The organism is Lysinibacillus boronitolerans JCM 21713 = 10a = NBRC 103108 (assembly GCF_000772935.1).
GTDB classification, from domain to species: domain Bacteria; phylum Bacillota; class Bacilli; order Bacillales_A; family Planococcaceae; genus Lysinibacillus; species Lysinibacillus boronitolerans.
This window is the reverse complement of record NZ_JPVR01000074.1, coordinates 60,701-75,050: the sequence shown is the minus strand read 5'-3', so window position 1 is coordinate 75,050 and position 14,350 is coordinate 60,701. Positions and strand designations below refer to the sequence as shown.

Annotated in this window: 14 protein-coding genes and 1 pseudogene; 11 read left to right on the top strand and 4 right to left on the bottom strand. The window is 38.3% G+C overall.

The features are described 5' to 3' along the window. Positions 1–154: 154 nt before the first annotated feature. The 5 genes from adh to CD31_RS11685 all read left to right on the top strand — a co-directional run bounded on the left by adh (position 155) and on the right by CD31_RS11685 (position 5,456). Positions 155–1,675, top strand: coding sequence for an aldehyde dehydrogenase (gene adh, locus CD31_RS11705; protein WP_016992157.1), 1,521 nt, complete (start codon positions 155–157; stop codon positions 1,673–1,675). A gap of 21 nt (positions 1,676–1,696) precedes the next feature. Then, on the top strand, positions 1,697–2,056 hold the full coding sequence (locus CD31_RS11700) for a DUF779 domain-containing protein (RefSeq protein ID WP_016992156.1): 360 nt from the start codon (positions 1,697–1,699) through the stop codon (positions 2,054–2,056). Positions 2,057–2,467: 411 nt separating this feature from the next. Beyond that, the gene (locus tag CD31_RS11695) at positions 2,468–3,436 is read left to right on the top strand and encodes a DUF4003 family protein (protein WP_036077788.1); all 969 of its coding nucleotides are present in this window, start codon (positions 2,468–2,470) and stop codon (positions 3,434–3,436) included. A gap of 43 nt (positions 3,437–3,479) precedes the next feature. After that, complete coding sequence (locus tag CD31_RS11690) at positions 3,480–4,907, top strand: aldehyde dehydrogenase family protein (protein ID WP_036077785.1); 1,428 nt, start codon at positions 3,480–3,482, stop codon at positions 4,905–4,907. Between the two features lie 69 nt (positions 4,908–4,976). Then, positions 4,977–5,456, top strand: a complete 480-nt coding sequence (locus tag CD31_RS11685) for an acyl-CoA thioesterase (protein WP_016992152.1) — start codon at positions 4,977–4,979, stop codon at positions 5,454–5,456. 33 nt (positions 5,457–5,489) lie between these two features. Here CD31_RS11685 and CD31_RS24180 read toward each other — a convergent pair whose 3' ends face one another. Together CD31_RS24180 and CD31_RS24175 are read right to left on the bottom strand one after the other, a co-directional pair. Next, positions 5,490–6,134, bottom strand: coding sequence for a methyl-accepting chemotaxis protein (locus CD31_RS24180; RefSeq protein ID WP_237901022.1), 645 nt, complete (start codon positions 6,132–6,134; stop codon positions 5,490–5,492). 120 nt (positions 6,135–6,254) lie between these two features. Beyond that, positions 6,255–6,800, bottom strand: a pseudogene (locus CD31_RS24175) (protoglobin domain-containing protein); the annotation flags it as partial. 284 nt (positions 6,801–7,084) lie between these two features. Here CD31_RS24175 and CD31_RS11675 point away from each other — a divergent pair. Further along, the gene (locus tag CD31_RS11675) at positions 7,085–7,294 is read left to right on the top strand and encodes a hypothetical protein (RefSeq protein ID WP_036077781.1); all 210 of its coding nucleotides are present in this window, start codon (positions 7,085–7,087) and stop codon (positions 7,292–7,294) included. A 46-nt stretch (positions 7,295–7,340) separates the two neighbouring features. Here CD31_RS11675 and corA read toward each other — a convergent pair whose 3' ends face one another. Beyond that, positions 7,341–8,303 carry a magnesium/cobalt transporter CorA gene (corA, locus tag CD31_RS11670; protein WP_016992149.1) on the bottom strand — a complete coding sequence of 321 codons (963 nt, stop codon included), beginning with the start codon at positions 8,301–8,303 and terminating at the stop codon, positions 7,341–7,343. Positions 8,304–8,336: 33 nt separating this feature from the next. Next, a complete protein-coding gene (locus CD31_RS11665; protein WP_036077779.1) occupies positions 8,337–9,017 on the bottom strand; it encodes a class I SAM-dependent methyltransferase in 681 nt (226 codons plus the stop codon). A gap of 124 nt (positions 9,018–9,141) precedes the next feature. Between CD31_RS11665 and CD31_RS11660 the strand changes: the two genes are divergently transcribed. The 5 genes from CD31_RS11660 (at position 9,142) to CD31_RS11640 (ending at position 14,280) form a co-directional block, all read left to right on the top strand. Beyond that, entirely contained in the window at positions 9,142–9,447 is a 306-nt protein-coding gene (locus tag CD31_RS11660; RefSeq protein ID WP_016992147.1) for a DUF4870 domain-containing protein, read from the top strand. Positions 9,448–9,713: 266 nt separating this feature from the next. Continuing rightward, on the top strand, positions 9,714–10,184 hold the full coding sequence (locus tag CD31_RS11655) for a CtsR family transcriptional regulator (protein ID WP_004233573.1): 471 nt from the start codon (positions 9,714–9,716) through the stop codon (positions 10,182–10,184). Positions 10,185–10,197: 13 nt separating this feature from the next. Continuing rightward, on the top strand, positions 10,198–10,740 hold the full coding sequence (locus CD31_RS11650) for a UvrB/UvrC motif-containing protein (protein ID WP_016992146.1): 543 nt from the start codon (positions 10,198–10,200) through the stop codon (positions 10,738–10,740). Beyond that, complete coding sequence (mcsB, locus tag CD31_RS11645) at positions 10,737–11,846, top strand: protein-arginine kinase McsB (protein WP_036077777.1); 1,110 nt, start codon at positions 10,737–10,739, stop codon at positions 11,844–11,846. Before CD31_RS11650 ends, mcsB begins: the two co-directional genes overlap by 4 nt. Further along, the gene (locus CD31_RS11640) at positions 11,836–14,280 is read left to right on the top strand and encodes an ATP-dependent Clp protease ATP-binding subunit (RefSeq protein WP_016992144.1); all 2,445 of its coding nucleotides are present in this window, start codon (positions 11,836–11,838) and stop codon (positions 14,278–14,280) included. Before mcsB ends, CD31_RS11640 begins: the two co-directional genes overlap by 11 nt. Positions 14,281–14,350 lie beyond the last annotated feature (70 nt).

Sequence of the window (14,350 nt, the reverse complement as noted above, 5' to 3'; positions counted from 1 at the left end):
ATTAGTTGGAAAAATTTTTGAAAAAGTTGAAATTATTTTATGTTTCTGACAATATATTAGGTGAGAGGGTTTCTATGAAAATATTGTTATTCCGATATAAAATAACGTTTTTTGTAGATAGTTCTCATTAAATTGTGTAAAGGGGAGAAGTAAAATGGTTTATGCATTTCCAAACACTGAAGGATCGGTAGTTCAATTCAAAGAGAGATACGATAATTATATCGGTGGCGAATGGACACCCCCAGTGAAGGGTCAGTATTTTGATAACGTTACTCCTGTTACTGGACAAGTTTTTACACAAGTAGCACGTTCCACAGCTGAGGATATTGAACATGCATTAGATGCAGCGCATGCTGCTAAGGATGCATGGGGCAAGACATCACCAACAGAACGCGCAAACATTTTACTTAAAATTGCGGACCGTATTGAGCAAAATTTAGAAAAGCTAGCCGTTGCTGAAACATGGGATAACGGTAAAGCGGTACGCGAAACATTAAATGCAGACATCCCTCTTGCAATTGATCATTTTCGTTATTTTGCTGGGGTATTACGTGCTCAAGAGGGCTCAGTAAGCCAAATTGATAACGATACAGTTGCTTATCATTTCCACGAGCCAATTGGCGTAGTTGGCCAAATTATACCTTGGAACTTCCCATTATTAATGGCTGTATGGAAGCTTGCGCCAGCACTTGCAGCTGGAAACTGTGTCGTATTAAAACCTGCAGAACAAACACCAGCATCTATTATGGTGCTTTTAGAATTAATAGAAGACTTACTACCACCAGGTGTCATTAATGTTGTGAATGGATTTGGCTTAGAAGCAGGGAAACCGCTTGCATCAAATCCACGCATAGGTAAGATTGCCTTTACAGGTGAGACAACAACAGGGCGTTTAATTATGCAATACGCTTCTCAAAACCTTATTCCAGTAACATTAGAACTTGGTGGTAAGTCGCCAAACATCTTCTTTGAAGATATTATGGATAAAGATGATGCCTTTTTAGATAAAGCTGTTGAGGGCTTTGTGCTATTCGCTCTAAATCAAGGGGAAGTATGTACTTGTCCTTCACGTGCACTGATCCAAGAATCTATTTACGATAAATTTATGGAGCGCGTATTACAGCGAGTAGAAGCCATTAAAGTTGGCAACCCACTTGATCCAAACACAATGATGGGTGCACAGGCATCTAGTGAGCAAATGGAAAAAATTCTTTCTTATTTAGATATTGGTAAGCAAGAAGGTGCAGAATGTCTAATTGGAGGAGACAAAAATAATGTGGGTGAAGGCTTCGAAAATGGCTACTACATTAAACCAACTGTTTTCAAAGGGCATAATAAAATGCGTATATTCCAAGAAGAAATTTTCGGACCAGTTGTTGCTGTCACAACATTTAAAACGAAAGAGGAAGCATTAGAAATTGCTAATGATACATTATATGGTTTAGGATCAGGTGTTTGGACGAGAGATATTAATACGGCATATCGCTTCGGTCGTGAAATTCAAGCTGGTCGTGTTTGGACAAACTGTTACCACGCATATCCTGCACATGCTGCATTCGGTGGCTACAAAATGTCGGGTGTTGGTCGTGAAAATCATAAAATGATGTTAGCGCATTACCAACAAACGAAGAACTTATTAGTTAGCTATAGCGAAAACAAACTTGGTTTCTTCTAATTCGTAGGGAGGTGCATGAGCGTGGTTGAACGTGTATTAGCTACGGAAGAAGCGCTAGCACTAATCGATCTATTAAAAGAGAAACATGGGCCCGTTATGTTTCATCAATCAGGCGGATGCTGTGATGGCTCCTCACCGATGTGTTATCCAGAAGGGGATTTGTTAATAGGAGATCAGGATGTGTGCCTTGGTGAAGTGGGTGATGCTCCTTTCTATATGCACAAAAATCAATATGATTACTGGAAACATACACAAATTATATTGGATGTGGTGGATGGCAGAGGCGGCATGTTTTCACTCGAGGGCGTAGAAGGAAAACGTTTCCTAACAAGGTCAAGAGCCTTCACATCTGAAGAACTGCAAGAGCTAGGGTTAATTTAACAAGTGATTTGTACAGCGGCAAAGTTTTTCTGCCGCTGTTTTTTATCTGGAAATAGAAAAGTTATTGTATGGAAAGTGAGGCTTTAGTGATGAATATTTATTTTGAGTGTTCAAGTGTTTCGATATTAATTTTTATGGAAAAGAGTATGTAAAGCGATATTATTGGATGAATTTCTTAGGTAAAGGAATAGATTTAATCGATCCTTTAAAGTCATGGTAAATAATAGTTTCTTTGTGGTTTTTGCTAACATCGGCCATACCTCCTTTGTAGGTTGTTAATATTTTCTATTAAATCAAATAAAGTAAGTAACATACATTAAATTATGTTTACTTTTTATGTTAATTGTTACAAAGAGGGTGAATCTTTCTCACATTATGTTACGTAAAACGGGTAAAGGAGTGGGATTTAATATGGATTATGTGATGATTGAAAATGAATTTGCAAATATAGTAGAGGATGTTTCAAAGGCTGCAGGCTGGACGGTGGACCGTAAAATTGTATTAGCTATTGCTAGTACATTTGTAGCGTCAGGAAAAACTTTTGATGCAACGAAGTATAAAAATGTTTTACAAGAGATGAAGAAGCAATCTACATGGATGTCTCCTTTACGAACAACAGTTGGATATAGTATTGCTGCCAACCTCATGGAGCAAGATGATGCTGAAAATGCAGTAAAGAATTTACTTACAAATGTGAGCATCTTGAAGGAGGTTAAATTTAGAAGTGGTAATTTTAGCTATATCGGGGCGCAGTTTTTGACGGAGGATGAACAGGATAAAAAGGCGCATGCACAGGCGGCTAGGGCCTTATTCGATGCTATACGTAAACATCACCCATTTTTAACCTCATATGAGGACATTCCTTATGCCATATTATTAAGTAGTCCATCTGATGATGTTGAAATGCGTGCAGCTACCATGAATCGATACTATAAAGAGCTACGAACATATAATTTTAATGCTGGTAATGAGCTCCAATGGCTTTCGCAGATATTAACATTTTTTTCACCCCAATTTGATGGTCAGCTAGTACCAGATGTTGTGACCCTTCGTGATGTGCTCAAAAAGCAGAGCGTTAAAGTCAAGGCTATGCATTATCCTTTACTTGGCTTTTTAGCAATACTTAATCTGAATAAAACACAACTTCAAGGATTGATTGATTTATACCATGAATTAAAAGACATGAAGTTATTAAAATGGCATCGTGAATTTGTGCTCTTTATGGCTGTACAAATCGCTATTTATGATATGGCAAAGGTGCAAAAGTCTTTGTCCATGACCATTATGTCTTCTATTGAGCTATTAATTCAAGCGCAGCAAGCAGCAATGATTGCAGCGGTTAGTGCAGCTACCATTGCGTCTAGTTCAAGTTCTTCGTGATAGAATAAAGAAGAACATGATTATTTGGAGGTGCATTTGAAGGATGAAGGAAACAAAACTGTGGATTAATGGCCAGTGGCATGATGCAGAGGAAAGCTATGAGCTAGCTTCTCCATATAACGGTGAGGTTATTGCTCATGTAGCTAAAGCATCTATTCAAGATGTAGAGAAAGCTATCGAAGGTGCACAGCAGGCATTCCAATCGTTTAAAAAGACAACAGCCTACGAACGTGCCGAAATATTATATAAAGTTGTTGATAAGATGCGCCAACGAAAAGAAGAACTTGCAGAGATTTTAGCCTTAGAGGCTGGAAAACCTATAGTTGCAGGTTTAGCTGAAATTGACCGTACAATCGCCACCTATCAATTTGCAGCAGAGGGAGCTAAACAGTCAAAAGGTGAGACTGTGCCAATGGATGCAGCCCCTGGAGCAGGGGATCGAATAGGCTGGACAAAAAGAGAACCTTTAGGTGTGGTATCAGCCATTACGCCATTTAATTTTCCATTCAATTTAGTGGCTCACAAGTTAGGTCCAGCATTTGCAGTAGGCAATACAGTTGTATTAAAGCCAGCAACACAAACGCCACTAAGTGCTATCGTTATGGCTGAAATTTTCCGTGAGGCAGGATTACCAGATGGGGCATTGCAAATTGTGACAGGCAGTGGAGGCGAGCTTAGTGATACACTTGTCACACATCCATACGTCAAAAAAGTAACGTTTACAGGTAGTGGTAAAGTTGGTTTGAAAATTAAAGAAAAAATAGGTTTACGTAAAGTTACTTTAGAGCTAGGTTCTAATGCAGCGGTAATTGTCGAACCCTCTACGCCAATAAATAAAATTATCAAACGTTGTGTAAGCGGGGCTTTTAACTTTGCTGGACAAGTATGCATTTCATTACAACGTATTTATGTGCATTCTTCCATTATTGATGAATTTACTAAAGCCTTTGTTGCAGAAACAGAAAAGCTTAAAGTAGGAGATCCATTAGATAAAACTACAGATGTCAGTGCCATGATTAATCCAAATGAAGTGGAACGCATCAGGGAATGGATTGAGGAGGCACAGGAACAGGGGGCTGAAATTGCAACTGGAGGCGTATTTACTGAACGTACTTTAACACCAACAGTTATGACGAATGTGACAGCTGATATGAAAATTGTCTGTCAGGAAACATTCGCACCAATCGTCTCAATTGTTTCATATGAAACATTAGACGACGCAATTCGACTTGTAAACGAGTCGGACCTTGGTCTAAATGCAGGTATTTACACGAATATACTGTCAGATGCTTTATATGCAGCAGATGAATTACAGGCTGGTGCTGTCATTATAAATGACATTCCGACATTCCGAGTAGATAACATGCCATATGGTGGAGTAAAGATGAGTGGTTACGGACGTGAAGGAATTAAGTGGGCTCTAGAGGAAATGACTGACATGAAATTTATTTCGATGAAAAAATCGTTCTAAATTTGCATCAGCTCTTTTTCTGCGATACGATGACGAAAGAACAACATGAGAAGGGAAGTTGCAAGAATTATGCCAAACAACGCTGTACCAATGAGCCAATCACGTACGGTTCAATCGCGTCTCGTATTACCCCCAGACACAAATAATCACAATTCTATTTTCGGTGGAAGAGTGTTAGCTTATATTGATGAAATCGCTGCTATTACAGCAATGAAACATGCAAAAGGCCTTGTAGTGACAGCTTCTATTGACTCGGTTGATTTTTTATCCGCTGCACATGTAGGAGATATTCTTGAAATCGAGAGTATTGTTTCGTCTACAGGACGTTCTTCGATGGAGGTTTATGTTCGCGTTGTTTCGCGCAATATTGAGACTGGCGAGGAAAAATTAACGACAGAATCATTTGTCACGATGGTTGCAGTAAATGAGGAAGGGAAACCAGTACCAGTTCCTGCGATTTACCCTGAAACAGATGAAGAAAAGCGTTTATTTGAAACTGGGCCAGCAAGACGAGAGCACCGTAAACAAAAACGTGCATTGCCGCATTAAGGAAAAAGGGAACTCTAAACGAGTTCCCTTTTTTTACATATTTAACTCATTAACAACATTAATGAGCGAGTCGGAAGACGAAGATACTAGCGTAGCGCCCTGCGATAATTCAGTAATTAAATTGGAAATGGCTGAAATATCTCTTGATGTATTTACATATTGCTGTTGAATACCAGAAACTGCATCAGCAATATCATTAAATGACTTGGATAAACTTTCTTGTGTATTGACGCTATGCTGAATTTTTTGATCAACATTGATAACTGAATTAGCCATAGTCGTAATATTACTTTCCGTTTCCTTAATAAGATGAGAAACATTTTGGACGGCGTTTTTTGTTTCCTCAGCGAGTTTACGAACTTCCTCAGCAACCACCGCAAAACCTTTCCCATGTTCTCCTGCTCGTGCTGCCTCAATAGAAGCATTTAATGCTAATAAATTGGTTTGATCTGCAATGCCTGTAACTAGCCCAACGATTTCAGAAATTTTTTGAGAAGAGGTACGTAGTTGGTTCATCGTTACCTCAAGACCATTGACACTTTGCAAAATAACTTGGATTAAATCATTTTGTTCTTTCAACTGCTGTTGGCCACGTCTTGATTTTTCTTGTGTATCTGCTACGAAGCTCAATCCTTGCTTAGTCGCTACAGCAATATCATCTGTTTGTGAGGAGATCACTAATAATGAAGCGGCTGTTTCTTCACTAATGGCATTAAGCTCCTCAGCAGTACTTTGGATTGTCGTGACAAGGGAATTTTTTGTTGCATCTGCTACTGAGCGAATACGCTCTTCCTCTTTTTCATAGGCCTCAATCACAAGCTGTTGCTCAAAATTAATGATTTTACAAAAAGCGTTTATAGCACGAATAGCATCTGTTTTAGAAATATCCACTTCGTTCACAAAGTTTGCAAAAGTAGTAGTGAGTGATTGGAATGAGGCAATATACCACTTTGACTGCAAGCCAATTCGAACGTGAGCCTCAGCAATGGCTTTTCGTTCAGCAATGTAGGCATCATTAATATGACTTTCAAAAATGTCGCTTAAATGTTTATGTAACGTGATTTTCAAACGATCAATATGTGATGTTCTATTAATAATATCAAGTAAATCTTGGCTCAAACTAATTGCTGCATAAAATTTCTCCACCATTTCAGGAATTAAGTCTTTAGCTAAGGGCTGTAGTTGCTTAATAATAGCTAAATCCTCAAGTGTTAAATTTAAAAGTTGTAATTGTTTTTGAAGATTGGGGTGGTTCAATACATCTAGTTGTACACTGCTCTTAAAATTTTCTGGTGTTAATGTAATTGAGTAGCTAGAACTACTATTTTTTGAAAACCAACTCATTATTATTTGCTCCATTCTTAATATCCATTATAAATTGTAAGTAAATAAGCACTTTTGAAATTTGTTAGGTTTGTAAATTTAATAAATAAATGGGCTTAAATCTATTTTACTATTATTTGCTGAATATTTGGTTAAAAAATTGGTTATTTCTTTATTTTTTTACTTTATTGTTAGTCCAAATGGTGAAGCGATGTAAATTTGAATTTAAAATAGGAAACCTGTAAAATACGAACTGTTTAGCAATATAAAAATCGTACGAAAAAAAGAATGGGAGGAGGGATAGTATGGAGAAAAAACGCTTTAAATTTGTTATTCCTGTCATGGTGATTGTTGCAATTGGTTCTGTTTATATGCTACGAAACTATTATGCTGAGGTACCAGATGTTGAGCAATTATTAATTACAATATGTGCAGCTTTAGGATCAGGGGTATTAGCCTATTTTTTATTTCCACAGCAGGGCGATAATAAAATTGATGATAGAGGACCGTATTAATTAATTAAAAAACTGCTCGTTTCACAACAAAACGAGCAGTCTTTTTTTATGGTTTAAATAGTTTAAACCATCCCTTATGTTTAAAGATGGCCAGCATAAAGATAACGATAATTATCATAATTCCAAGTACAATAAAATAGCTATATTGTCCATGAAGCTCCGGCATATTATCGAAATTCATTCCATATACACCAGCAATGAAGGTAAGTGGGATAAAGATTGTTGAGACAATTGTTAGAGTCATCATAATGCCATTCATGCGACTCGAACTCATAGCCATATAACTATCTCGCATATCCGCGGTAAGCTCTCGATTGGATTCAACCATCTCTGTTAGCTTAAGTAGATGGTCGTAGATATCTCCAAAATAAGCTCTTTCTGATTTCTTTAATGAGAAACGGTAAGAATTAAGAACGCGATATAAAAGATCACGCATTGGTAAAATAGTACGTCTTAAATCAAGTAAGTCACTACGGAACTCGAAGACAATTTTCATGGCATTTACATTGCTTTGGTATGTAAGTTCACCTTCTAAAGCATTTAGATGATCTTCAATTTTGTAAACGAGTGGAAAATAACTATCAACGATTTTATCAATGGTTTGATACGTTAAGTATACAGTACCGCGCTCCCAATTCTTCGGTTGGTTTTCCAGCATCTTCTGCACCTTATCTATTTCAGGGACAGGATTTTTATGGAAGGTTACGATAAATTTATTGGAGGCAAATATATTAACCTCCTCCGCAGCTAACGTCTCTTCATTCACTCGATGAATGACAAAGAAATGAAAATCATCATAAAAGTCTAGCTTCGGACGCTGTAATCTCATTAAGCAATCTTCAATAGCAAGAGGGTGAAAATGAAAAAATGTATCCAACAATGATTCTTCCTCGGCTGTAGGACAATTAAAATCAACCCAATACCATTCAAATTCTTGCTGATGTATCTCCTCTAATGGAAAATCTTTTAACAGATGTTGTTGTTTTGTAATGCCAATGGTGCTTATCACGGTTTTCACCTCAAATTATTTACTACAAAATAGTTAGTCCTCTTTAAAGCATACCCATCCACCGAACAAAGTAGTGGCAAAAAATCTAGAAGGTTTAGTAAAGCCTGCCCTTTGTAAAAGTGTTACAATTTCCTCTTCACTCATAAAAGAAAGAGAACGAATGGATTTTTCCATCTCTGCTAATTCAGACAAAGAAAGTCTAGTATGCTGTTGCCAATAGGAACGCCATAAATCAAATTGTAGTTCTGTTTCTAAAGAGCCTAGTTGACCATATTTTGAAACAAGGACAAATGGTGCTCCAGGTTTTAAATGTTTTGCTATTTCTTTTATCGTGTCTAGTTTTTCTTTATAGTCCTGAATAAAATGCAAGACGAGAACACAGCTTGCTGCATCATACTGTGAGAAGGGCAGCGAAGCATCTAGTATTGTAGCCTGATGGAATGACATATTATTTGGTAGAGCGAGTAAACGCTCTTTAGCTATGCTAAGCATGGATGCTGATGGATCAATGCCAGTGAATGACCAATGTGGCCTTCCTTCTGCCAACTGTATAATTTCATTGCCGCTCCCTGCTCCCACGATTAACATGTTAGCATTTTCTGGCAGTCTAGAGTGATAAAAAGTTTGTATTAAACGTAGCATGGCATCATAGCTAGGCAGTGTACGGCGAATACCCTTTTCATATTCATTTGCTAATGTGTTGTTAAATTCCAACTCTCCTCACAGCCTTTCAAAAAAATTTTAAAAAATCCTTTTAAATGTGAAACTATTGCGGGTATAGTTCCGTAAATAGTAGTACATAAAACATAGATAAAGTTCAAAGAAAGGGTTGATATATATGGAGACTAAATGGTCTAAAGTAATCATACACGCAAGTGCATTTTTTGCGCCATGGTTAGTGCCCATTATTTTCTTTTTAATTAGTTCTGATGAGGAAGTAAAGGCAATTTCTATTCAAGCATTGCTATTCCAAATTGTCATGGGTGTTTTAATTGCTATCTCTGTTGTTTTAAGCTTTGTCCTTATTGGCTTACCATTTTTAATCATTTTCGGCATTATGCTATTTGTGGTACCGATTATTGGTATCGTAAAAGCATTGTCTGATGAACCTTGGCGCTATCCAATTGTTGGTCGCTGGGTATAATTTTCATAGACGCAAGTATATGCTAGTTGCATATGCTTGCGTTTTTTCTATGACTAATAAGGGTACATTAAATGTATGAGGAAATTATTAACCGTACACAAATAATTGAAAAAGTGCTCTTTTTGTTGCCTTAAAGGGCATTTTCAAGACTTTCCACTTTTCTATGGGCGAAATCATTGCAATTTTTTTCAGGCGTTTTGTATAATATACTCAAAGAAAGTCAAAGATAGTCAAAGTCAGTGAAGCAAGCGAGGTGTATTCCTAAAATGCGTAATATATCAGACATCATAGAGGGTTACTTAAAGCAAGTACTTGAATTAGGTGGAGAAGGGCATATTGAAATTAAACGTAGTGAAATCGCTGATAAATTTCAATGTGTACCATCACAAATAAATTATGTCATTAATACAAGATTTACTGCCGAGCGGGGTTACCTTGTTGAGAGCAAACGTGGTGGTGGTGGATACATTCGAATTTTACGTGTCCGCGCGAATTCACAGATTGATTTAATCGACGATGTTCTCCGGCAAATTGAAGGTGGAGCATCTCAAACGATGGCGGAAGATTTGGTTTATCGACTCATTGATGAGCAGGTAATTTCCAAGCGAGAAGCGAAATTAATGTTAGCAGCAATTGATCGCTCCACGATCGACCTGCATCTCCCATTAAGAGATGTCATTCGATCAAAAATATTGCGAGCAATGCTGACAACAATTAAATATGAACAACAAAAATAGTGAGGTGATGGAAATGATATGCGAACATTGTAAACAACGTAATGCGACAGTTACAGTAACACAAGTTCAAAGTGGGCAAAAAGTAGAGCATCATTATTGTGACGTCTGCGCCTCACAATTCCATCCATTTCATGCAGAGTTTAAACAAGAGCCAGTATCTATTCAACAGTTATTGTCTAACTGGTTTGGCTCTCCTACATGGCAAAAGGTGGGGGAAAAACAACAGGTACAACCACAACAGCAAACATGCCCACAATGTGGATTTTCGTATAAGCAATTTTTAAAAGAAGGAAAATTCGGGTGCCCAAGCTGTTATGACACATTTGGTGATCATTTGCCAAAGCTATTTAATCGCATTCAGGCAGGTCCACAACACATTGGTAAAATGCCTGGTGCTCGCAGTAATGTGTATGTTATTAAAAAGCAAATAGAAGATATCCGCAAGCGTATGAAATCCGCCGTAGATGAAGAACAGTTTGAAGAAGCGGCGAAGCTACGGGATGAAGTCAAAGAGCTAGAGAAGCATCTACAATTTGAAGGTGGTGATGTGTCATGATGATTGAATCATTTTTAGAGCGTGCGACACCAACTTGGATGCATATCAAAGATGATTACTCAGATATCGTCATTAGTACACGGATACGCCTCGCACGAAATTTAGATGGGTACCGTTTTCCATTAGCGTTTTCAGAGAATGAGGCCCTGCAGGTAGAACAGGCTGTTACACATGCTGTAAGTGATAGCCCAATGCTTCAAAATGATTATGCTTATTTTGCTATAAAGGATTTATCGCCTTTACAGCGTCAAATTCTTGTAGAAAAGCATTTGATTAGCCCACAACTGGCTAAAAAAGAGCAAGTGGGCTCTATACTACTTTCTGAAGATGAATCCGTGAGCATTATGGTGAATGAAGAGGATCATTTACGCATTCAATGTATGACAGCAAGTTTTCAACTTCAAAGTGCCTATGAACAAGCAAATAAGATTGATCGTATCCTAGAGAAAGTATTACCGTATGCTTTTCGAGATACTTTTGGTTATTTAACAAGTTGTCCAACGAATATTGGTACGGGTCTACGAGCGTCCGTCATGATGCATTTACCCGCTCTTACATTAACAGGGCAAATGAATCAAATTATAAATGCCATGACACGCTTAGGAATGACTGTAAGAGGTATATATGGTGAAGGAAGCGAAAATTTAGGGAATGTTTATCAAGTGTCTAACCAAATTACACTTGGAAAGACAGAGGAAGATATTTTAGCAGACATACAAAGTGTCGCTGAAAAGATTATTCAAAAAGAACGACATGCAAGAGGTAAATTAATGGAAAAGGCAGAGCTTGCGCTAGAAGATCGAGTATATCGGGCTTTAGGAACCCTTACACATGCGAGAATTTTAACAAGTGAGGAAGCCGCGACTTGCCTATCTAATGTTCGTTTAGGAGTAGATTTACAATTGATTGATGGTATACAAGCAACGACCTTAAATGAATGTGTTGTTAGTATGCAACCAGGTTTTTTACAGCACTATGCAGGTGAGGCATTACCACCTGCTGAGCGGGATCGTGTTCGAGCGGAGATGCTTCGTGAGACATTATCTCAAGAACATGCGAATAAGCCTATAAATGGGGAAAAAGGAGAGGATTTATATGATGTTTAATCGTTTTACACAACGCGCGCAAAAAGTATTACAGCTTGCTCAGGAAGAGGCTATTCGTTGGAAGCACGAATCTATCGGTACAGAGCATATTCTATTAGGGCTTATACGTGAAGGCGGCGGTATTGCTGCGAAAGCTTTAGAAGCCATTGATATTAGTCCTCAAATGATTGAAGCTGGCATTGAAGAATTAGTTGGTAAGGGCAAAGAAGATGTCGGTCCAATCGTTCATTATACGCCAAGAGCTAAGAAAGTAATTGAATTATCTGTTGATGAGTCACGTAAATTAGGTCACTCCTATATTGGCACAGAGCATTTATTACTGGCGCTTATACGTGAGGGTGAGGGCGTGGCAGCTCGCGTTTTAAACAATGCGGGAGTTGGTTTAAATAAGGCTCGCCAGCAAGTATTATTGCTATTAGGTAATAATGATAATGCCCAATCTGGCCAACAAGCAGCTCAAGCTGCCAATACACCAACATTAGATAGTCTAGCACGTGATTTAACACAAATTGCACGTGAAGGTACATTAGACCCTGTTATTGGCCGAAGCAAGGAAATTACACGAGTTATTGAAGTTTTATCGCGTCGTACGAAAAATAACCCTGTATTGATTGGTGAGCCAGGTGTTGGTAAAACAGCGATTGCTGAAGGATTGGCACAGCAAATTATTAATAACGAAGTGCCAGAAATCCTTCGTGACAAACGTGTAATGACACTAGATATGGGGACAGTTGTTGCAGGTACAAAATATCGTGGAGAATTTGAAGATCGTTTGAAAAAAGTGATGGATGAAATTCGCCAAGCAGGCAACATCATTTTATTTATTGACGAATTGCATACATTAATCGGTGCGGGTGGTGCTGAAGGTGCGATTGATGCATCAAATATCTTAAAACCATCTTTAGCACGTGGTGAGCTGCAATGTATTGGTGCGACAACACTTGATGAGTACCGTAAGTACATTGAAAAGGATGCAGCTTTAGAGCGCCGTTTCCAACCAATCCAAGTGGATGAGCCGACAGTGGAAGAGGCTATTCTAATTATTCAAGGCTTACGTGATCGTTATGAAGCGCATCACCGTGTAAAAATTACAGATGAAGCGATTGAAGCAGCCGCAAAAATGAGTGATAGATATATTTCTGACCGCTTCTTACCAGATAAAGCGATTGACTTAATCGATGAAGCAGGTTCTAAAGTACGCTTACGCTCATTCGCAGTGCCACCAAACTTAAAGGCGCTCGAGGATAAGCTTGAAAATGTTCGTTCAGAAAAAAATGCAGCCGTATCAGGTCAAGAATTTGAAAAGGCAGCAGCGCTAAGAGATACGGAGCAAAAGCTGAAGGATGAAATTGAAGCCACTCGAAAAAATTGGAAAGAAGAGCAAGGTAAAGCCGAATCTAAGGTGACTGTGGATGATGTAGCAGCAGTTGTATCAATGTGGACAGGAATCCCAGTTGCTAAAATTGCTTCCGAAGAATCTTCGAAGTTACTGCAGCTTGAAGAAGAATTACACAAACGTGTAGTAGGGCAAGGTGAAGCGGTAGAAGCGATTTCTCGTGCAATACGTCGTGCAAGAGCAGGCTTAAAAGATCCAAAACGACCAATTGGTTCATTTATCTTCTTAGGACCTACAGGTGTTGGTAAAACAGAGCTTGCAAGAGCACTGGCTGAAGTAATGTTTGGCGATGAGGATGCGATGATTCGTGTTGATATGTCCGAGTATATGGAGAAACATTCGACTTCTCGTTTAGTAGGTTCACCTCCAGGCTATGTAGGCTTCGATGATGGTGGCCAACTGACAGAGAAAGTTCGCCGTAAGCCATATTCAGTCGTTTTATTAGATGAAATTGAAAAGGCACATCCTGATGTATTCAATATTCTATTGCAAGTGCTTGAAGATGGTCGTTTAACAGACTCTAAGGGACGTGTAGTAGACTTCCGCAATACAGTGGTCATTATGACTTCAAACGTTGGTGCGGATGCATTAAAATACCAAAAGAGCCTTGGTTTCAATGTAGGTGGTGCAGAGTCTAAGCATAAAGACATGAAGGGTACGATGTTAGAAGAATTGAAAAAAGCATTCCGTCCGGAATTCTTAAACCGTATCGATGAAATGATTGTCTTCCACGCATTAGAAAAAGAGCACTTAAAAGAAATCATTGCGATGATGGGCAATGCTTTAACAAAACGCTTGAAAGAGCAAGACATTTCGTTAGAGCTGACTGATGCGGCACTTGAAAAAATTGCTGAAGAAGGCTATGACCCTCAATATGGTGCTCGTCCACTACGTCGTGCATTACAAAAACAAGTAGAGGATCGATTATCGGAAGAATTACTAAAAGGTAATGTAGAAAAGGGTAATCAGGTTGTCATTGATTATGTAAACGATGAGTTTGTTGTAAAGAAAAAAGAGGGAGTATCCATCTCTAAATAATTTCAAGGAAAGACAGTAAGGCTTTAAGTGCCAAGCTGTCTTTTTTTCTGTACAATTAAGGATAAGAACA

Coding starts and splice junctions, on each gene's coding strand:
- adh (WP_016992157.1), top strand. CDS start 155: ATGGTTTATGCATTTCCAAACACTGAAGGATCGGTAGTTCAATTCAAA.
- CD31_RS11695 (WP_036077788.1), top strand. CDS start 2,468: ATGGATTATGTGATGATTGAAAATGAATTTGCAAATATAGTAGAGGAT.
- CD31_RS11690 (WP_036077785.1), top strand. CDS start 3,480: ATGAAGGAAACAAAACTGTGGATTAATGGCCAGTGGCATGATGCAGAG.
- CD31_RS11685 (WP_016992152.1), top strand. CDS start 4,977: ATGCCAAACAACGCTGTACCAATGAGCCAATCACGTACGGTTCAATCG.
- CD31_RS11675 (WP_036077781.1), top strand. CDS start 7,085: ATGGAGAAAAAACGCTTTAAATTTGTTATTCCTGTCATGGTGATTGTT.
- CD31_RS11660 (WP_016992147.1), top strand. CDS start 9,142: ATGGAGACTAAATGGTCTAAAGTAATCATACACGCAAGTGCATTTTTT.
- CD31_RS11655 (WP_004233573.1), top strand. CDS start 9,714: ATGCGTAATATATCAGACATCATAGAGGGTTACTTAAAGCAAGTACTT.
- CD31_RS11650 (WP_016992146.1), top strand. CDS start 10,198: ATGATATGCGAACATTGTAAACAACGTAATGCGACAGTTACAGTAACA.
- mcsB (WP_036077777.1), top strand. CDS start 10,737: ATGATGATTGAATCATTTTTAGAGCGTGCGACACCAACTTGGATGCAT.
- CD31_RS11640 (WP_016992144.1), top strand. CDS start 11,836: ATGATGTTTAATCGTTTTACACAACGCGCGCAAAAAGTATTACAGCTT.